Origin of the sequence: Bradyrhizobium sp. HKCCYLRH3097 (assembly GCF_051167875.1) — a bacterium.
GTDB lineage: Bacteria > Pseudomonadota > Alphaproteobacteria > Rhizobiales > Xanthobacteraceae > Bradyrhizobium.
Genome location: NZ_JBNPTX010000004.1, coordinates 425,162 through 444,649, shown reverse-complemented (window position 1 = coordinate 444,649; position 19,488 = coordinate 425,162). Strand labels below are relative to the sequence as shown.

Here is a 19,488-nt window from a genome sequence, read left to right as displayed (position 1 = left end):
TCGTGCCTCCGCTACGCCGCGCGCTTCATCTCGTGCGGGCGCACGATATGGACCTCGCTGGCGAAGTTCGGATTGCGCCGCGTCTCCGCCGCCATGAATTCGCCGGCGCTGGCGCGCGATTGGAACGACGCAGGCGCGCCGGCGATCGGCGAATTGTCGGCCAGGCTCACCACCACATAGGACGCCTGATCGACCGAGATCTTGTCGTCGAATACGTGCTTCAGATCGCGCGACTTCGCCGAGATCTCGGACCGCGCCACGGCGTTGTTGGCCAGGAAGTGCGTGAACAGCCCGGAGATGAGCGTGACGAAGCGCCGGCGGGCCCGCTTGAAATTGTTGTCGACGATGATCTCTTCGTAGCGGGCGATGCGCTTGGTGACATAGCTGGTCTTTGCCTGGTTGCCAGTGACCGACAGCTCCAGCCCCGCCTCCTCGGCCTCGTAGTCGGACGCGCTGAGCTTCTCGCCGTCCTTGAGGTCCTTGAACTGGGCGATCGCGAACGACTCCCGGATGGTGGCGCGCTTCTCGATGCCCGACGTCGCGGTCGCGACCGAGAAGTAATTGGCGTCGTCCGGGCGCTGCGCGCCGATCTTGTCGAGGGTGATGCCGAGCGGGATCGCACGCTGGGTGATCTTGAGCGACCCGACCGGATGCAGGACAAGATCGGAGCCCGCGTCCACGGTCTTGAGCGTCACCAACAGCCTGCTGCTGTTCTGCAGCGCGGCAGTCCAATTCTCCGCCTTCGAGTATTCCGCCACCAGCAGGGGCAGCACGGAGACCGGCGGCAGGCTGGTGTCCTCCTTGTCGCCCCAGGTGTGGGAGAAGTCGACGTCGACGTCCCAGAACAGCAGCGAGATGCTCCCGGTGCCCTCGACGTGCCAGGGCGATGTGCCTTCGAGCGAGCCGCGGAAGCGGATACTGAACAGCCCCGCGCCGAACAGCTTCACCGACAGCGAGGCAGAGATCGTGATGATGAAATAGAACGGCGAGAACTGGAACAGCGCGTCGAAGGCGAGATGGCCCTCGATGTTGGCGATCGAGACGCCGAAATACAGCTCCGCATGTGCGCCGAACTGCACGGTGTTCGACGTCACCGCGAAATAGGCGTCGACCCGGATGCGGGCCACCGGCGTGTTGAGAATGTTGATCGCGATCCGGGGGATCGGCGGGAACGGCAGCGCCGGTGGATTGTAGGCCGGGTGGAAGCCGCCGACGGAGACGATGAAAGTGGCGTCGCCGCCGAACGACGCGAGCACGCCCATGCCGCCGTCGAGCGGCATGAAGATCACGCGGGATTCGTACAGGATGGCGAAGAACCAGCCGCGCTTCTTGTCGAATTCGATGGCGCCCATGAAGGCGACCTGGATGATGATGAGCGGCAGCCGCTCGTCCGGGATCGCCACCGTCAGCTTGCCGATGATGGCTATGTTGCCGGGAATCTCGATGATGATCCCGAGCGACAGGCTGATCAGCGTCGGCGTGCCCCAGCCGAACTTCGCCATCGGGCCGATGAGGAAGGTCCCCTGCTCTGGCGGGAAGAAGGTGCGGAGGTCGGAGATGATCCGGTGCGCGTTGGCGACGACGTCGTGCGGGAACAGCACCGAGTCCAGCGAGCCGGCGCGCACGCCGTTGACTAGCGCGTCGAGGTCCATCGAGCGGTTGAGCCCGACCAGTCCGCCGACTCCCAGCAGGGTGAAGCCGAAACCGAGCTGCAATCCGGGATTGAACTCGACCGTGATGATGGCGATGAAGGAAAAGCCCTTTGACCCGTCCGGCATCTTGGTGGTGATGACGCCAATTGCCGTCACCGAGAGGAAGTCGAGGATCTTCAGTTCCAGCGCGCCGGCATATTCGCCGCGGTCCGGATCGATGAAGAGATAGCCGCCGCCCTTCACCGCCCCGGCATCGATCGACAGCCCGACGCCGTTCGGTGGCTTGAAGCCGAAGGATAGATCGATCGGGCCGAGGTTGCCGCCGCTCCCCGGAAAAGCGAGATCGGTCCGCAGCCCGATGTTTTCCACCACCGCGACCAGCGGACCGAGCGCCGCCTTCAGCGTCGCGCCGATATCGATCGGGAGGCCGTCAGCCGACGGTGTCACCGCGAGCGTCAGTCCCTGCACCTGGATCGGACCGAGGTCGATATGCGCTGGGATCTGGATCTCGAGATGCGAGGTGCCGCGGAAATACACGCCGCGCGGATAGGCGACGCCGAGGCCGAGATCGAACTCGAACCGCGTCGAGATGCCCGACAGGATGGTCGAGATGAAGCCGTCCGAGCCGGACGCGTCGAGGACGAAAGCGAGGCCCTTGAGGTCCGCCTCGGCGAACACCTCGACGTCCTTGCCCGCCACCAGTGTGAAACCGCCGGCACCGCTCACCGATTGGTATTCGAGCCGCGTGCCCTCGCCGGTGCCAAGAACGATGGTCGGGCTGCCGGAGATGGCGGAGTATTCCACTTCGACGCGCGCGGTGCCCTTGGCCGACGTCGGCGCGCCGCTGCCTGCGAAGCCGATCACCATGTCGATGCCGCTGCCCGGCCGCACCATCAGGCCGACACCGCCGGTGAGATCGAGGTCGCTCGAGATCGTCACCGCGATCGTCGGACCGAGCTGCATCCGCACCGACAGCAGCCCGCTGAACGACGGCAGCAGCGCGAAGCCCGGCTTCTTGCTCCCGGACTTTGGCAGCGGGAACAGTCCGAGCTCGGCCGATAGCCGTCCCGCGTCGCGCGCCCGCTCGAAGAACACCAAGCGGAGCCGCTTGCGCACGGCGGCACGCCCGATCGGAGGGCCGCCTTCGAGCGCGCGCGCGACCCGATCCGGCACCTCCACCATCCGGACGTCGAGCCCGAGCCCGGCCGCGAGGCTGTCGATCTGCCGCGCGAAGCTGGAGAAGTCGAAGCTGTCGGTGCCCCAGCCGAAGGCGTTCTCGAACAGTGTCACCGGGTCGGAGACGATCTTCGGCAGGTCCGGGAAGCTGAACCTGTAGTCGATGTAGTCCGGGCGGTTACCGGCGGGCGCGGTATAGCGGGTGCGGATGACGCCGAGCGCCTGCAGCGCGAAACCGATGCCCGGATGATGGTTGCGCAGATAGGTGATGAAGAGATAGCCGACGAGCTGCCCCGGAAACTCGCCCTTGAAATTATCGGCGTTCAGCGTCGCCGAAAATGCACCGCCGGGCGCCGAGACGAGGTCGTCGATCGCCTGCACGACGCCGGCGATCGCCTCGATGGTCTTGAAGGCGTCTTCGAGCGAGCCGGACACGACCGTCGCCTCGCCGTCGGACGCCACTTCGCCGTCGAGCGACAGCCCGCCGCCGACCAGCGCCTGGAGCCGATCGAACAGCAGCTGCAAGTCGACCGCGAGATCGGCGATCGGCTTCGGAATCACGTCGGAATCCCAGCCCAGCTTGAGCAGCAGGCCCTGGAACGCGGCCGGCGACTCCACCGCCGCCCGCAGCGGCAGCAGCAGCTTGCCGATCTCGGCGACGATCGTTTCGAGGGCACCCGGTTCAGCCATTTTTCTTGGCCTCCGGATAGAATTCGCGGTCGACGACGTCGTGCAGCGCGGGATCGACGCGGTTGGTGATCAGCCATTTGCAGACATGGCAAAAGGTGCCGCTGTTGTTCCGCATCTTGCAGTCGCCAGCCGGACGATAGACCAGCCCGGTGAAGTTGTATGCGCCTTCGTACAGGCCGACCAGCCGCTGCGCCTTGCATGGCGGCTTGAAATTCGGGATGTCCTTCGGGTCGTCGCCCTCGTCGTTCACATGAGCGAAGTCGGGATCCTTGTTGAGCGGCAGATGGTTGCCTGCGATGAAGTCGCGCACCTTCTTTTCCACCACATAGACCAGCGCGTCCGCATCGTCGCGGCGCGGCACGAACAGCAGCGAGCCTTTCGGAAACACGGGAAACGGCGCCGGCGGCAATTCCAGCCCGCCGAGCCGGATCGAGCCGAGGTTCTGGTCGATGTCGCCGATGTCGAGTCTGACGAGATAATCGGAATCGGTGAACGTGAGCGGCAGTTGCCGGCCGATCGCCGTGATCTGGATGCGGCGGAGAAACGCCTGGCGGCCGGCCGCCTTCGCCTGCACCCAGCGCGGGATCTGGCGCGGGTCGATCCTGACCTCGATCGAGCCACCCTGCTGGGTCGAAGCCTGGGTCAGCCTGGCCGAAAGCTGGACCCTGAGAAGTTCGAACCATTTCACCTTGGACGGATCGACCAGACGGGAGTGATTGGCGGCGTAGCTCGGATCCTGAAAGATGTCGGCGAGCGCGACGATGTTGTCCTGCTCGCTCGAAGCGGTCGCATTGTCTTCGGCGCTCGTCTCGTATTCGTCGCCGAGATTGAAGGAATGGCCGAATTCGTGCGCGACCGTGTCGATGATATCGGTGAGGTCGGCGTCGATGTCGCTGGCAGGCTTGCGCCGCATCACCTTCTTCGTCGCCGTGTTGGTCGCCGGATATTCGAAGTCGAGCGTCTTCAGGCTCTGCAACGAATTGGCGGTCACGGTCGACTGGTTGAAATTGGTGCCGCCGATCATGTCCTCGTTGGTGATCATGGCGATCAGGCCGCGGCTGCGCTTGAAGGTGCCGTCCGGTATCCACTCGGCGCCGAGCGCGGTATGCGGCGACGACCCGAGCCGCAGTCCGGACAGGTAGGCCATGATCGGCGCCGCAACGTTCGCGCGGCCGTTCCGAGCGAGCTCCGGCGGATGCCGGCGCGGATCCGGGGCAAGGTGCCGGGTGACGCTGGCCGGCTTGAAGAACTGATAGGCGCGGGCGATCAGTGGCGCGAGGTTGGCATCGCCCGCCGCATCCGCCGCCGGCATCGTCAAAGCGGCCCCGGACTTCGCCGACCGGTCGCCCCAGCGGGAGCCGAGCATCAGGCCGTAGAAAGTGTCACGTGCCTCCAGGATGCCGAGCGATTTCTGCTTCCTCCACGCTTCGATCAGGGTGTCGTTGACCTTCGCCGCATCGTAGTTGGGCAGCGACTGACCCGCCCAGCGCGCCTTCAATTGCGCCGGCGTCGCAGTCTCGTTGCGGAGCGGCAGGCCGACGCGGGCCACGAGCTCGTCGACCTCGTAGATGCTCTTGTCGTCCGAAACGCTGTAATTCCACGGAATCGGTCCGCCCCTGCTAAGCTCCGAGGTCTCCTCGTCGTTGACGCGCCAGCCGCAGGTCACCGCCTGCTCTTCCGACGCCTGGAACGCCTTGAATACGTTGAAACTGCCCGCGAGCGTGCCGTAGGGCTCGTGGCGCTTCTGCGAGAACAGACCGTCCGCCGCTTCCTGCACGATCTTGTCGAACTTGTCCTTCTCGGACGCGCGAAAGCCTTCGGCGAGGAACAGGATGTTGTGCATCTCGGCGGCATTGGCGAGGTCGCCGGCGCGCACCGTTGAGATGTTGTCGCGGATCTTGGCGTAGTCGACCACCTTCACCGGCAGGCTCTGGTTGACACCGAGGAAGCTGCCGTCGAGCTGGGCTGCCCCCTCGCTCACGCCCCTCAACCGTCCCTCATTGTTCGTATTTGCCACCACGAAGGTGCCGGGACTTGCCGAGTTGAGCGTGACGAAGCCGTGCCCGGTGATGTCGCCGACGAGATCGGTCCCGGTCGGATCGTCGCTGAACAGCGCGCACAGCGTCGGCTGGCTGTGGGCGACCGTCGGATGCAGCGCCGTGGTGATCGAGGAGTTGCCGAACCACCAGCCGAGCACATCGTCGTGCACCTGGATACGCGCGACGATGTAGCCGGGGCCGTATTCGATCACCACGAGGTTGGTGCCGACGTCGTCGCCGGTGATGGTGCGCGCCGCAGGATCGATCGTCACGAAGCTGGTCAGCCGGGACCCGACCGGGTTGTACGGCGCCAGGATTCGAAAATTGCAGTCCGCGGTGACGTCGGTCAGCGTGTAGGTCGTCGAGCCGTTCGGCAGATCCTGGTCGAACACGCGGAACGGCAGCACCTTGGTCGCGGGCTTCTTCAGCGCGACGTGCATGTCGCAATGCGGATAGACGATGAGAGGCATGCCGGCACAACCCTCTCTCAGCCAGCAGAACTATTGGGAAGCCCGTCGTTCCCATCGGAAATCTGGCATCACGAAGATTGTACACCCAAGCCTTCTCAATACAACCTCAACGTGATACTGTTTCGATATCCTTCTGCAATCGTCGTTTGCCGAGTGGAGCTCTCCATCACTGGGGCCAATCCTGCTGCATATGCCGGCGGCGTAGAGCATCTCGTTGTCATCGTTCACAGATGAACACGAACGCTCCGTGGTTTCCGATGAGAAGCGATTGGAAGGCGCTGGGTTCGTCGCTGTCCCCGCGGGGGTACGAGACCGATGCGTGACCCGGTTTCTGACCGCGTCACGCCTCTTGAGACGCACTGCGACTGACCGCGTCTCCTATCCATGGGTTCGGCCCGACGCTGCTCGGCGTTGTCACGGGCGCCGACAGGCATCGTCACGTCACTCAGATGTCAAACAGCCACTTGCGGTCGGTTCAGGCGTGCGCGCGCGGTCTCGCGGCTCGATGAGTCCGAGGAATGCGTTGGTCGCGCGCGTCTCGAAACACGAGAGGCGCAGGGAGAACCGGACCTCGACTGAGGCCCGTGGCCCGCCTGCGAAAAAAAATGCAGGCGGCAGGTACCACAGGTCCAGCCGGACGACCCGGCCCTCCCTGCGCGATCAGTTTTAACGGTGTCCTTCGTGCTCTCCTTGGGGACCGGGCTTTCTTGCCCCCATCGCCCGCGTGACGCTTGCGCATCAACAGCAGGCTTGACCTCAGCATCGGGAGGCCGGGACCACACGACTTCGCCGTCCGCGACGCAAGCGCTCGTCTGGCGCAGCATCCACGTCCATCGCAGCCCACCTCCACGTATCGTGACGACGCGTACGCCCTCTGCATGAGGCGGGATGAACGGAGTAAAGCATGATTTCCGATAAAAAGAACGAGGGATTTTTGGCCAGCGTCGAGCGGCCCGGCGATCGCATCCAAGAACCCGGGTTTCCGCCCAGATATCTTTCCACCGTCATAGCCTGGCTCCGTCCCGGCCATTCACTTCGACCAACATGATTGAACGACGTGCATGCCCGAGCCTTCGCCGAGTCGAGGCGGTTGCGGCCGCGCAGGAAGGACGGAGCCCGGTATGACAAGCAACTCATTCGCAGATTCTCTTGGTGCACCGCGCGTGAACCCCGTGTATCACGCCGCAGCATTGCCAATCTCATCGATTGAGCGCAGGCTCCCCTTCCTAAGCGCGCAAGTCGCATTACGGCACCAGCCGCATCAGGGGAGAGACGCATGAAGGAACCGGGCCTCGACGGCCGCCACCGCGACAAGGATGGCGAGATCAGCAGGAAGCATGGCAACACGCTGGTCGGCACGTTGCGCAAGATCTACGGAAAGTCGTTCGCGGCCGGTTATCCGGATTCGACCAAACTCAGCGACGTGCTGCTGCAGCTCAACGAGACCTCGCTGAGCCAGCTGCGTAGGGATCACGGCACCGGGCATCTGGAGCACAAGATCAAGGAGGCGTCGAAATGATCGGCAGCGTGCATCGCACGTTGCCGTCACCTGCTGGACCCACGCAAGATGGGGGATGCTGACCGAGACTGACGGCACATCGCCGACCAGTGCCTCGCCCTTGACCGTCAAACCTCAGTCAGCCGACCTCAGGACGTCGGCGAACTGCTGCTCGAACCTTTTCTGCTGTCCCGTGCTCGGAAAATAGACCGGGCGGCCGGCGTTGATCACGTTGAAGCCGTCCTTTGTCAGTCGAGGCTCCAGAATCCGGCAGACGTTTGCCTTGATCAAGATCAGGGGAACGCCGCGATCCGACACAAGGCTGGATAGGTCCGCGACGAGCAGCGGGTAATCGTCTTCGATCAACGCATTCCTATCCTGACTCGCGTCTTTCGGCAGCTTGTCCACTTGCTGGTAGGTCGCATCGACCAGCACCCATCCCTTGCGCTGAAATTGTCGCAGCCCCTCTTCTTTCGTCGCAGGGGTGGCTCCCATCTGGCGCATGAGGGCCGTGAACAACGGCTCGCTGATCGAGCCGGCCGAGTCATAGAAGTATTTTCCTGAGGCCGGCGGCGATTCCGCGACGATGACAAGCTTGGCGACGTCCGGCTCATAGCGGCGTCTCAGCCCGAGATAATAATCTCGCCCCCTCGCCAACATCGACGATGCACCTCCACCGCACGAATTCGCAACACGGCGATCGCTGACGTCACTGAACGTTCGTTTAGCATCAAGCGCCAACGATGGCAGCAAGGTCTGCAACACGCCGTCTGGAAAAGAATGCTGTCCAGCGGCGACGGGAAGGCCAGCGCTGCTTTCCCGTCGCTGAACGAAAGTGCCCGGCTTGTTACTTCCCCATGCTTCCCGCCTGGTTCGTGCCCGGGCCGACATTGCCCTGGCTCGACGAGGTGGAATCGCGGCCGGACTTCATGTTGCTGCCGGTGGTCTGCGACGAGGTGGTCGACGTCGCGGCGTTGTGCTTCTTGTGGTGCTTCGCTTGCGCGGCGAGCGGGACGGCGGCGAGGGTGGCGGCGACGAGGGTGGCAATGGCAAGCTGGGTCTTCTTCATGGATCCGATCTCCATCCGGTTGAACTCCACGCCGCCCAACCCGGCTGCGACATCACAGTTCCTGCCGGGGGATCAAGCGTTGTTGTTCGATTCCGACGGCGCGCGTGAAGGTGCGATGCAGCAGCGTCAGGCCGGCGCTTGCATGGGCACGGCGCCAGGCTGCGACACAGGCTTGGGAAACGGCCGGAAGGTCATCATCATCATGACAGCGCCGAGGCCCATCACCCACGAGCCGACATAGAGCCAAGTGTAGCTCGCAAAGCTGTCGTAGATCAGGCCGCCGGCCAGCGGGCCGGTCGCCATGCCGAGGCTGCCGGCCATCGCCGTGCCGCCGATCACCGTGCCCATGATGCCTTGCGGAAAATTGTCACGCGCGATCGCGGCGTAGAGCGGCATGGTGCCGGCATAGAGGAAGCCGAAGGTGGCCGCAACCGCATAGAACGCGGCGAGGTCGCGCACGACCACGTAGGAGAGCGCGCCGAACGCCTGCGCGAGCAGGCCGAGAACGAGCACGCGCTTGGCGCCGAAGCGGTCGCCGAGCAGGCCGAAGGCGATGCGGCCGCCGAGCCCGGCGAGCCCCTCGATGCTGTAGATCGTCACCGCCGCCATCAGCGGGATGCCGCAGGTGACGGCGTAGCTCACGGTGTGGATGATGGGGCCGGAATGCGTGGCGCAGCAGAAGAAGTTGGTGGCGAGCAGGATCAGGAACTGCGGCGAGCGCAGCGCTGCCGATCGCGTCATCTCGGCCGGCCCGGCGGCGGGACCCGACGCGACGGCGTCGCCGGGCGCGGACGATGGCGGACGGCCCACGAGCAGCGACGTGGGAATCATGATGGCGGCCACGATCGCGGCGATGCACTGCATCGCGGTCCGCCAGTCGTAGCTGGAGACGAGCCAGGCCGCGAGCGGCGACATCGTCATCGGCGCCACGCCCATGCCGGCCGAGACCAGCGACACCGCGAGGCTGCGATGGGTGTCGAACCAGCCGGTGACGGTCGCCATGACCGGCGGGAAGATCGCCGCCGTCGCGATGCCTGCGATCAGGCCGAACAGCAGTTGGAACGCCAACAGCGAGGATGTCAGGCTTGCCAGCAGCAGGCTGACGGCGAGCAGGATCGATCCGATCAGCAGCACGGGACGCGGGCCGATGCGGTCGGACAGCGTGCCCCAGCCCATGCTGGTGACGGCCATCGCCAGGAAGCCGATCGTCATCGCGGTGGAGATCCCCGCGACCGACCATCCGGTCTCGGCGGCCATCGGCTTGAGGAACACCGGCAGCGAGAACAGGCCGCCGACGGCGACGCAGCCGAGCACGCCCCCGGCCGCCACGATCACCCAGCGATAGTACGATGTGCTCATCCGCCGTCTCCTTCCCGATTGTTCGGTTGGAAGACGATCGGGACAAGGCCGAGACGACACGCGGCGATCGGATTTTTCGCGGGCTGTGGAGCCGGCGCCTCACACCGGCGTCATGCCGTGCTGGCGCTTGGTCTCGGCGGTCTCCTCCGAGACCAGATATTCGATGAAGGCCCGCGCCGCCTCGGTATGCGCGCCGGCCTTGCACAACGCCGCCGCGAACACGGTGCCGGGCTGCAGCGACGCGGGCAGCAGGCCGACGATATCGATGCCGGGCGCGCCGAGCATCTCGCTGAGCTGCTGGAAGCCGACGTCGACCTCGCCATCGGCGAGCAGCCTGGCGACGGGAATGCCGGGCTTGGCCTGGACCAGGCGCGAAGTGCCCTCGCTCTCCAGGCCCCAGTCGCGGGCGAGCTTCTGCACATACGTGCCGCTCGGGCCGGTGGAGATGCCGATCGCCCTGGCGTTCTCCATCACCCTGCGCACGGCGGCCTCGTCGAGCGGATCGGGCTTGGGGCTGCCGGCGCGCACCGCCATCGCCATCGGCGATTCCGCGATTTCGATGATGCTGCCGGGAACGAGATGGCCGTCGCTTTCAAGCTTCTGCAGCGCATCGGAGGCGAGCACGGCGAAGTCGAACGCTTCGCCGGCGCGGATGCGCTTGGCGGCATCGACGCCGCCGACGGATTCGATCGTGATCACCTCGCCGGTCGCCTCCTCATAGGCGGCGGCGAGCTCAGCGAGGATCTGCCTCGTCGCCATCGAGGAAATGCCGGCGGCGGTCACGCTCATGATCTGCTCCGTTCAACGATGTCGATGACGACGCCGCAAAGGCGGACGCGCACGTCTCGGATATGGCAAGCGCGGCGGCGGAGCAAGATGGTCGTCACTTCGGCACGTTGCGCTCCAGGTCCTCCAGCCACGCGGTGGCGTTGCCGTCGGACGGGGCGCGCCAGTCGCCGCGCGGCGACAGGGCGCCGCCGGCCACCACCTTCGGGCCGTTCGGCATCGCCGAACGCTTGAACTGGCTGAAAGCGAAGAAGCGCTTGAGGAACACCTCCAGCCACTTCCTGATCTCGGGAAGTGTATAGGCGTGGCGCTTGTCGGCAGGGAAATGCGGCGGCCAGGCGCCGTCGCCGACATTCTTCCAGGCGTGATGCGCCATGAAGGCGATCTTCGACGGGCGCATGCCGTAGCGCAGCGTGTAGAACAAATTGAAGTCCTGCAGCTCATAGGGGCCGATCGTGGCCTGGGTGCTCTGCGGCGTCTCGCCCTCCTTCACCGGGACCAGCTCCGGCGAAATCTCGGCCGACAGCACTGCCTCGAGCGTGCGGTCGACATCGGCCGAGAACTGATGCGAGGCGATGACCCAGCGGATGAGATGCTGGATCAGGGTCTTCGGCACGCCGGCATTGACGTTGTAGTGCGCCATCTGATCGCCGACGCCATAGGTGCACCAGCCCAGCGCCAGCTCGGAGAGATCGCCGGTGCCGAGCACGAGGCCGCCGCGGTCGTTGGCGAGGCGGAACAGATAGTCGGTGCGCAGCCCGGCCTGCACGTTCTCGAAGGTGACGTCGTAGACCTGTTCGCCGCGGCCGAAGGGATGGCCGATGTCCTTCAGCATCTGCGTCGCCGCGGGGCGGATGTCGAGTTCGGCGGCGCTGACTTGAAGCGACGACATCAGCGCATGCGCGTAGGACTTGCTCTGCGCGCCCGTGGCGAAGCCGGGCATCGTATAGGCCAGGATGTTGGTGCGGGGAAGGCCGAGCAGGTCGATCGCCTTCGCCGCGACGATCAGCGCATGCGTGGAATCGAGCCCGCCGGAGACGCCCATCACGATGCGCTTGGTGCCGGTGGCGCGCAGCCGCTGCGTCAGGCCGGCGACCTGGATGTTGTAGGCCTCGTAGCAGTCCTGATCGAGCCGCGCGGCATCGCTCGGCACGAACGGAAAGCGCTCGATGCTGCGCATGAAGCCGATGTCGCCCTCGGCCGGCTGCAGCTCGAAGCCGATGCGGCGCCAGTGCATGCCGGCGCCTTGCGCGCGCGCATTGTCGTCGAACGTGCCCATCAGCGCCCGCTCCTGGCGCAGCAGATCGAGATCGACGTCGGCGAAGATGGTCTGTCCGGTCTGGCGGAAGCGCTCGCTCTCGGCGAGCAGCACGCCATTCTCGAAGATCGAGGTCTGGCCGTCCCAGGCAAGATCCGTGGTGGATTCGCCGACGCCCGCCGCCGCATAGACATAGGCCGCGAGGCAGCGCGCCGAGGTCGAGCGGCACAACAGTGAGCGGGACTCGGCACGGCCGACCGTGATCGGGCTGCCCGAGAGATTGGCGAGCACGGTGGCGCCGGCGAGCGCGAGCTCGGACGCCGGCGTCACCGGGATCCACATGTCCTCGCAGATCTCGACGCCGATGACGAGGCCGGCGACATCCGCGGCGGCGAACAGAAGGTCGGTGCCGAACGGCGCCATGGTCTCGGCGACCTCGATCATCTCGCCGCGGATGCCGGCGCCGGAGGCGAAGTGGCGGCCTTCGTAGAATTCGCGATAGGTCGGCAGGTAGCTCTTGGGAATAACGCCGAGCACCTCGCCGCGGTGGATCACGACGGCGCAATTATAGACACGATGCGCAAAGCGCAGCGGCGCACCGACGATCAGGACGGGCATCAGGTCGTGCGAGGCTTCGACGAGGGTGAGCAGCCCGCGCTGGACGGCGTCGAGCAGCGGGTCCTGCTTGACGAGGTCCTCGATCGCGTAGCCGGACAGACAGAGCTCCGGAAACACCGCGACCGCCGCGCCCTGGTCATGGCAGGCGCGCGCCGCGGCCAGGATCGCCGCCGCATTGGCGGTCGGGTTGGCGACGCTCGAGGCGGTGACGCAGGCAGCGACGCGGGCAAAGCCGTGGCGGTAGATCGAATGGAAATTCATCGTGGCAGTCCATCTCCTGTCGCCTGATCATACGACATGGACCATGACGGGAGCCATAACAAGCGCGGCAGGTCAGCACCGCCCCGTCCGCAGGGTGACTCCGCGCGCGTCATTTGAATTGCGCGGGCCACCCGGTGCCGGGTAACTCGAAGGCTCGCTCCTTCGCGCAAGTCCAGGTGAACGGCATCCATGAACCTCTTCATCATCGGCTTCGGCTACACCGCCCAGCGCTTCGTCGAGCTGCACCGTGGCGCGTTCGCCCGCATCGGCGGCACGGTCCGCAGCGCCGACAAGCGCGCGCGACTGGCGCATGATGACATCGACCTGTTCGACGGCACGGCCCCCGCGGCCGCGACGCTGGCGAAGGCGGCGCAGGCCGACGTCGTGCTGATCTCGGTGCCGCCTGGAGGAGGCGGCGACCCGGCGCTGGCCGCATTCGGCGACGCCATCACGGCGGGGCGCGCGCGGCACGTGGTCTACCTCTCGACCGTCGGCGTCTATGGCGACCATCAGGGCGGCTGGATCGATGAGGACACGCCGCTGGCGCCCGAGCACGACCGGGTGCAGGCCCGGGTCCGCGTCGAGCAGGACTGGCGCGCGCGGATCGGTGACCGGCTCGCGGTGCTCCGGCTCGGCGGCATCTACGGGCCGGGCCGCAACGCGCTGGTCGAGCTGCGGGCCGGGCGGGCGCGGCGCATCGTCAAGCCGGGACAGGTGTTCAACCGTATCCATGTCGATGACGCGGCCAGCGCGATCATGGGCGCGATCCAGCGCGGGTCAGGCGGCGCCTGGAACATCGTCGACGACGAGCCTGCGCCGCCGCAGGACGTCATCGCCTATGCCGCTGCGTTGATGGGCATCGCCCCGCCGCCGGAACTTCCGTTCGACCGCGCCGAGCTGTCGCCGATGGCGCGCAGCTTCTATGCCAGCAACCGGCGCATCCGGAATATCCGCGCCAGGCAGGAGCTCGGCGTCGGCTTCGCCTACCCGACCTATCGCGCCGGGCTCGAGGCGCTATGGGCCGCCGGCGAAGGGCGCTGACGCGAGATTTCCGCCGCCGGGCGGGAAACCTTTCACGCCACTGACGATTGCAGCGAACAGAGATTGTCATGCGGGTTTGACGCGGCTGCACGTCGCGCAGCCCTCACGGATCAAAGGATGTTCGACATGCAAGGCGATCAACCCATCAGCTGGCTGATGTTCTTCACGCTCGCGGCCGCGATCATCATCGCCGCCGGCGCGTTCCTGGCCTTCCTGCGGTCGCGGCACAACCGAGAGATCGCGGCGGTGGCGCTCGAGGGAGACGGCCGGGGCCGCGGCGTGGCCCCGTCAGGCGCCCTGCCCGAGCTCGGCGGCCTGTTCGTGCTCGCGCTGGTGGTCGCCGGCCTGCTGGTTGCCGGCTATCAGAGCGGCGGCGCGACGCGCTTCGCCGGCGGCGACAAGCCGACGCCAGTGCCGTCAGCGCCGACCAACACCGACCGCGGCACCACGGTCGGCGCCGGCGCCGCGATCACCCCGCCGGAAGCCCCGACCATGACCCAGCCGGCACGGCCCGGCCCGGACCTGCGTACCGCGCCCGCATCGTCGCCGACGGGAGCCGGCCCCGAGAGCGGCGGGCATCCGGAGGCCAATCCCCCGGCGAGGTGAAAAAGCGCCTCTCGAAAGCAAGAAGGCCGCGCAATGCGCGGCCTTCTTGATGTTCACTCCAAGTTTGATGTTCACGCCGGGAGGATCCCCCCCCCCCCCCCGATCAGATCGCGGCTGCGACCTTGTCGAGGCCGATGGTGCGCGCAAGCCGCCGCACTTCGTCCTTCTGATCCTCGCGCAACTGCCATAGCAGCGGCATCGCGGCTGACTTCAGCTGTTGCACCTCATCCGAATCCGGATCGAGCGCCACCGCGCCCGGCTTCGCCGCGCCCTGGCGTCCGGCGTGGATCTTGCGGGCGACGGCGCGCAGCGCCGTCTCGACCGCCGGCCAATAATATTCCTGGCTCGACGAGAGCCGCAGCCGCTCCTTGATGCCTGCGATCTGGCCGTCCGACAGCAACGAATAGGCCTTCTGCACCTCCGGCTTCAGCGGCGCCGGGGCCGGCTCGCTCCTGGCGAGAATCTTGGACTTCGGCACCATCGGCTCGGCAGCGACGACCGCGGCAGCCGACGCCTTTGCCATCTCCGGCTCGGACGGCGCATAGGCATAGGCCTGACGCAGCGTCGCCTTCGACGGGGCACTCGGCTGCTGCACCTCGGGGGTCGCAAGTGTGACCATCGCCAGGCGGTCGCCCTTGGCTTCACGATTGGAGAGCGGGCTCTTCGCCACCACCGGCGGCATCATCGCACCGGCCGAAGGCACGCTGTCCTGCATCAGGACGCTCGTCACGGCCGCGCCTGCAATCAGCACGCCCAGCAAAGCGACAAAAGCGATCGACTTCGTCACGCAATTCTCCGTATCCCGGCGGAAAGCCGCACTTTGCCGAAAAGTGGGAGTTAATTAAGGCTTTACGATGCCACAGAAACACAGAGGCCACCATTCTGCCCTGTGAACATGACGGACATTTTTTTTCACGCCGCCGAAGACAGCTCGGCCGGCATCAGCAGATCGTACGCGGCCTGGATGTCGGCAACGATGTCGGAGGCTTCCCAAAGCGCGGCCGGTTCCACCGAATGCAAGCTGATGGTCCAGTTCCCGCCGCGGGCGGTGCGGGGAACGCTCATGATGTCGAACTGGACGTTGCGGCATAGCGGATGCCGCTGCAGAGCATGCCCGACGCGGATCCGGATCTCCTCGAGCGTCACCCGCTCTTTGTCCTGCCGTAGCCCGATGCCCATCGCACGATTCCGCCAAGTTCAAGCTCCGCGGATTGTGGGACCCGATGGTTAATGGTGCCTTAAGGACACACATCACGTTTTCTCATGGCCGGAGGCCACCCGCGCCGCCGTACTCATCAGCCGTGCGCGCCACCAGCACGGCGACCGACGGGATGTCGGTGACCCCCGAGGTCGCGTGCCCGGCGCTCCAGATGTCGCGCCAGCGTTTCGGCCGCGCCTCGCGCGCAGCGATGTCGATGTCACTGCCGATCTCGATCGCGCCGCGCGCCGGCAAGGCTTCGGGATCGAGCCCGGCCGCGACGATCGACGGCCGGAGCATGCTGGTCGGCAGGCCGGTGAAGGCCGAGGTGAGCAGCACGTCGTCGGCCGAGCTCGCGACCAGCATCGACTTGTACCGGTCATCGGCAAGGCTTTCGCGCGTGGCGATGAACTTCGTGCCCATGTAGGCGAGATCGCAGCCGAGCACCTCGGCCGCCCGCAACGCCACGCCGTCGCTGATGCCGCCGGCGAGCACGATCGGCCCGGCGAAGAACGCCCTGATCGCGCGCACGAAGGCGAATGGATTGAGCCAGCCGGTCTGGCCGCCCGCCCCGGCCGTGAGCAGCACCAGGCCATCTGCGCCGGCCTCGACCGCGCGCTCTGCATGACGGATCGAGGCGACGTCAGCGAACACCAGCGCGCCCGCATCATGCAAGGGCGCAACAACCTTTGCCGGCGAGCCGACCGAGGTAATCACGATCTCCGGGCGGCGCCGCAACAGCACCGCGAGATCGTCCTGCAGCCGCGCGTTGGAGTGATGCACGATCAGATTCGGGCAGACCGGCGCGGCCGCCGCCCCGCTCGCATCGCTGCTGCGCGCAAGCCGATCGGCAATCTGGAGCAGCCAGGCGTCGAGCTCGTCGGGGGTTCGACAATTGACCGTCGGGAACGCGCCGATCACGCCGTTGGTGCAGGCCGTGCTCACCAGCTCGATTCCCGACACCAGGAACATCGGCGCTGCGATCAGCGGCAGGCGCAGCCGCGCCCGCAGCCCGTCCCATCGAGTGTCCTGCACGGCGCGTCCCTCCCCGATCCTTGTTGGGCTCAGGGATAACGGCGCCGCCGCGTGCGATCAATCGTCGCCGAAGAAGCTGAAGCGCGGCCCCTCCATGCCGACCGGCTGCGCCGCATAGGCACGCGGCGTCGTATCCTCACGCACGGCCTGCTCGACCGCGCGCAGATCCTGCTCGCGGCGCTGGCGCCGGCGCTCGACATATTGCCGGTGCCGCTCGGTGCGGCGCTGCTCCGCGACGCGCTTGCGCTCCGCCCCGCGCGCCTTGAGATCCGCGTCCTCGGCCTTCGCTGCGGCCTTGTCCTGTCCCTTCTCCTGAACGTCCTCGGCGGTACCGGCCTGCGTGCTGGCCGGCGCCGAAGAGGCGGCGGGCACAGCCGTCGCGTCCGGCACGGCAGCCTGCGGCGAGGGCGAGGGATTGGGCGATACCGGCGTCGCCGGCCCCGTCTCCGCTGCTGCGGGCGCCACCTTGATCGGCGTGGTCGCGGCCGCCTGCGTTGCCGCAAGATACGAGGTGGTCGTCGGACTTGGCGACGGCGTCTCCGGCACGGAACGCGCGAGCTTGGCCTGCTCGAACACCTGCGAACTCGGATGCATGCCCTCCGCGATCATGAGCCCGCCGCCGAGACCGGCCGCGACGGCGATGGCGACCGTTCCGGCTCCCGCAAAAAAAGCTGTCGAGGTGCGCATGGCCTTGCTCCGCTATTGTTCGGCCGGGCAACGCGGCGCGCGCAGCGATGTTCCGAGGACGACAAGCGCGCCTTGAGCGCGATGGGCTTTCTGATAGCGTCGGCAACAAGCCCCGCGACGCCATAACGATCGCGGCATCTCGGGAGGATCGTCCATGAGCCTACAGCTTCATTCGTTTCCGGTCGTCTGCGAACAGACCCTGCTCACGCTGTCGCGTCATCCGTCGCGCACCGCCTTCAGCTGGCCGGACGGATCGCTGACCTATCAGGGCGCGATCGACCTGATCGGCCGCATGCAGAACGTGTTCATGCGGCTCGGCCTGCCGCCGGGAACACGCGTCGCGTTCCTCAGCGCGAACCGCGCCGATGCCTGGTGCGCCGGCACGGCGGCGCAGCTGTCGCGGCTCGCCATCACCTGGCTGCATCCGCTGGGCTCGCTCGACGATCAGCTGTTCCAGCTCGCCGATTCCGAATCGCAGGTGCTGGTGATCGATGCCGCCGCGTTCCACGACCGCGGCGGCGAACTGGCCGCGCGCTCGGGCGGCCTGCGCCACGTGTTCACGCTGGGCGCAGCCGGCTATGGCGTCGACCTCCTCGCCGCGATCGAGCAGTCAGGCCACGCCAGCGCGCGCAACTTCGCCACGCCCGAGGACATCGCGACCTTGAACTACACCGGCGGCACCACCGGAAAGTCGAAGGGCGCGCTGCGCCATCACCGGGAATATGGCGGCTTCGCCACCGCGATCCTCGCCGATTTCGAGATCCCGGAGCGCGCCCGCTATCTGACGGTCGCCCCGATCAGCCATGTCGCCGGCACCAAGGTGCTGCCGACCCTGATGCGGGGCGGCACCGTGCACATGCTGAAGGGATTTGATCCTGAGGCCGTGCTCGCGACCATCGCGCGCGAGCGCATCAACTTCACGCTGTTCGTGCCGACGATGATCTACGTGCTGCTCGATCATCCCGCGTTAGCTAAGACAGATCTCTCCTCGCTCGAGCTCGTGCTGTACGGCGCCTCGGCGATGTCGCCGACACGGCTGGTCGAAGGCATCGAGCGCATCGGCCCGGTGTTCTCGCAGCTCTATGGCCAGACCGAATGCTATCCCGTCTCGGTACTGCGGAAGGCCGATCATGATCCGAAGCAGCCGGAGCTGTTCCTGTCCTGCGGCTTCCCGATCGCGGCCTGCGAGGTCAAGATCCTCGATGACCATGATCAGGAGGTCGCGCTGGGCGAGGCCGGCGAGATCTGCGTGCGCGCACCGCATGTGATGGCGGAGTATTGGCAGCGGCCGGACATCACCGCCGAGACCTTGAAGAACGGCTGGCTGCACACCGGCGACATCGCCCGCCGCGACGAGCGCGGCTACATGTACATCCTCGACCGCAAGAAGGACATGATCGTCTCCGGCGGCTTCAACATCTTCCCGCGCGAGATCGAGGACGTGCTGACGCAGCACGCCGACGTCGCGATGTGCGCGGTGGTGGGCGTGCCCGACGACAAATGGGGCGAGGCTGTCACCGCGATCGTGGTGCCCCGCGCCGGCGCGCAGATCGACGCTGCCGAGCTGATCGAGCTCGTGAAGGCGCGCAAGGGCTCGGCCCATGCGCCCAAGAGCATCTCGTTCGTCAAGGAGCTGCCGATGACCGGCGTCGGCAAGGTCGACAAGAAGGTGCTGCGCGCACGGTTCTGGGAGGGCCGCGGGCGGATGGTGGGGTAGCGGCATCATCAGCTCCCTCGATCGCCACCGTCATTGCGATGCGCTCTTGCGCCGAAGCAATCCAGGGCCGCGGATGAGGCCCTGGATTGCTTCGCTCCGCTCGCAACGACGGCAATCCAGACTCGCGGCTTTGCAATGCCGATGGAAGCTCTCGCCCGTAGCCGCCGCGCTCCGCTGTCGTCCCGGGCAAGTGAAGCGCGACCCGGGATCCATAACCACAGGGCAGCGTCGTAAGCGCTGACGTAGCGACCCGCGTGCCTCGACCGTCGTCTTATGATCATGGGTCCCGGCGTTCGCCGGGACGACAGCCTTTGTGTGGCGCGATACT

General features: G+C 66.5%; 15 protein-coding genes. 4 read left to right on the top strand and 11 right to left on the bottom strand.

Annotated features, from left to right (window positions below):
* Positions 1-11: 11 nt before the first annotated feature.
* Both ACQR0U_RS13590 and ACQR0U_RS13585 read right to left on the bottom strand, forming a co-directional pair.
* A complete protein-coding gene (locus ACQR0U_RS13590; protein WP_434843259.1) occupies positions 12-3,518 on the bottom strand; it encodes a DUF6603 domain-containing protein in 3,507 nt (1,168 codons plus the stop codon).
* Positions 3,511-6,027 carry a M64 family metallopeptidase gene (locus ACQR0U_RS13585; RefSeq protein ID WP_315751450.1) on the bottom strand — a complete coding sequence of 839 codons (2,517 nt, stop codon included), beginning with the start codon at positions 6,025-6,027 and terminating at the stop codon, positions 3,511-3,513. The genes ACQR0U_RS13590 and ACQR0U_RS13585 overlap by 8 nt, the downstream gene beginning before the upstream one ends.
* Positions 6,028-7,303: 1,276 nt before the next feature.
* On the opposite strand from ACQR0U_RS13585, the gene ACQR0U_RS13580 reads away from it, so the two are divergent.
* A complete protein-coding gene (locus ACQR0U_RS13580) occupies positions 7,304-7,546 on the top strand; it encodes a hypothetical protein (RefSeq protein ID WP_315716267.1) in 243 nt (80 codons plus the stop codon).
* A 114-nt stretch (positions 7,547-7,660) separates the two neighbouring features.
* Here ACQR0U_RS13580 and ACQR0U_RS13575 read toward each other — a convergent pair whose 3' ends face one another.
* The 5 genes from ACQR0U_RS13575 to ACQR0U_RS13555 all read right to left on the bottom strand — a co-directional run bounded on the left by ACQR0U_RS13575 (position 7,661) and on the right by ACQR0U_RS13555 (position 12,876).
* Positions 7,661-8,287, bottom strand: coding sequence for a hypothetical protein (locus ACQR0U_RS13575; protein WP_315716268.1), 627 nt, complete (start codon positions 8,285-8,287; stop codon positions 7,661-7,663).
* An 85-nt stretch (positions 8,288-8,372) separates the two neighbouring features.
* Positions 8,373-8,594, bottom strand: coding sequence for a hypothetical protein (locus ACQR0U_RS13570; RefSeq protein ID WP_315716269.1), 222 nt, complete (start codon positions 8,592-8,594; stop codon positions 8,373-8,375).
* A 126-nt stretch (positions 8,595-8,720) separates the two neighbouring features.
* On the bottom strand, positions 8,721-9,953 hold the full coding sequence (locus tag ACQR0U_RS13565; protein ID WP_315716270.1) for an MFS transporter: 1,233 nt from the start codon (positions 9,951-9,953) through the stop codon (positions 8,721-8,723).
* A 99-nt stretch (positions 9,954-10,052) separates the two neighbouring features.
* Complete coding sequence (locus ACQR0U_RS13560) at positions 10,053-10,742, bottom strand: substrate-binding domain-containing protein (protein WP_315716271.1); 690 nt, start codon at positions 10,740-10,742, stop codon at positions 10,053-10,055.
* A 94-nt stretch (positions 10,743-10,836) separates the two neighbouring features.
* Positions 10,837-12,876 (bottom strand): NAD(+) synthase, encoded by a 2,040-nt coding sequence (locus ACQR0U_RS13555; protein WP_315751448.1) that lies wholly within the window; start codon positions 12,874-12,876, stop codon positions 10,837-10,839.
* A 189-nt stretch (positions 12,877-13,065) separates the two neighbouring features.
* Between ACQR0U_RS13555 and ACQR0U_RS13550 the strand changes: the two genes are divergently transcribed.
* Both ACQR0U_RS13550 and ACQR0U_RS13545 read left to right on the top strand, forming a co-directional pair.
* Entirely contained in the window at positions 13,066-13,917 is an 852-nt protein-coding gene (locus ACQR0U_RS13550) for an NAD-dependent epimerase/dehydratase family protein (protein WP_315716273.1), read from the top strand.
* A gap of 126 nt (positions 13,918-14,043) precedes the next feature.
* Positions 14,044-14,523: a hypothetical protein gene (locus ACQR0U_RS13545; protein ID WP_315716457.1), complete on the top strand. Its 480-nt coding sequence runs from the start codon at positions 14,044-14,046 to the stop codon at positions 14,521-14,523.
* A 103-nt stretch (positions 14,524-14,626) separates the two neighbouring features.
* Here ACQR0U_RS13545 and ACQR0U_RS13540 read toward each other — a convergent pair whose 3' ends face one another.
* The 4 genes from ACQR0U_RS13540 to ACQR0U_RS13525 all read right to left on the bottom strand — a co-directional run bounded on the left by ACQR0U_RS13540 (position 14,627) and on the right by ACQR0U_RS13525 (position 17,443).
* A complete protein-coding gene (locus ACQR0U_RS13540) occupies positions 14,627-15,253 on the bottom strand; it encodes a hypothetical protein (RefSeq protein WP_315716458.1) in 627 nt (208 codons plus the stop codon).
* A 182-nt stretch (positions 15,254-15,435) separates the two neighbouring features.
* The gene (locus ACQR0U_RS13535) at positions 15,436-15,702 is read right to left on the bottom strand and encodes a hypothetical protein (RefSeq protein WP_315716274.1); all 267 of its coding nucleotides are present in this window, start codon (positions 15,700-15,702) and stop codon (positions 15,436-15,438) included.
* A gap of 82 nt (positions 15,703-15,784) precedes the next feature.
* Complete coding sequence (locus ACQR0U_RS13530; protein WP_315716275.1) at positions 15,785-16,756, bottom strand: NAD(P)H-dependent flavin oxidoreductase; 972 nt, start codon at positions 16,754-16,756, stop codon at positions 15,785-15,787.
* A gap of 57 nt (positions 16,757-16,813) precedes the next feature.
* Positions 16,814-17,443, bottom strand: coding sequence for a hypothetical protein (locus ACQR0U_RS13525; RefSeq protein ID WP_315751442.1), 630 nt, complete (start codon positions 17,441-17,443; stop codon positions 16,814-16,816).
* A gap of 154 nt (positions 17,444-17,597) precedes the next feature.
* Here ACQR0U_RS13525 and ACQR0U_RS13520 point away from each other — a divergent pair, with 154 nt between their 5' ends.
* The gene (locus ACQR0U_RS13520; protein WP_434843260.1) at positions 17,598-19,160 is read left to right on the top strand and encodes an AMP-binding protein; all 1,563 of its coding nucleotides are present in this window, start codon (positions 17,598-17,600) and stop codon (positions 19,158-19,160) included.
* The last annotated feature ends 328 nt before the right edge of the window (positions 19,161-19,488 follow it).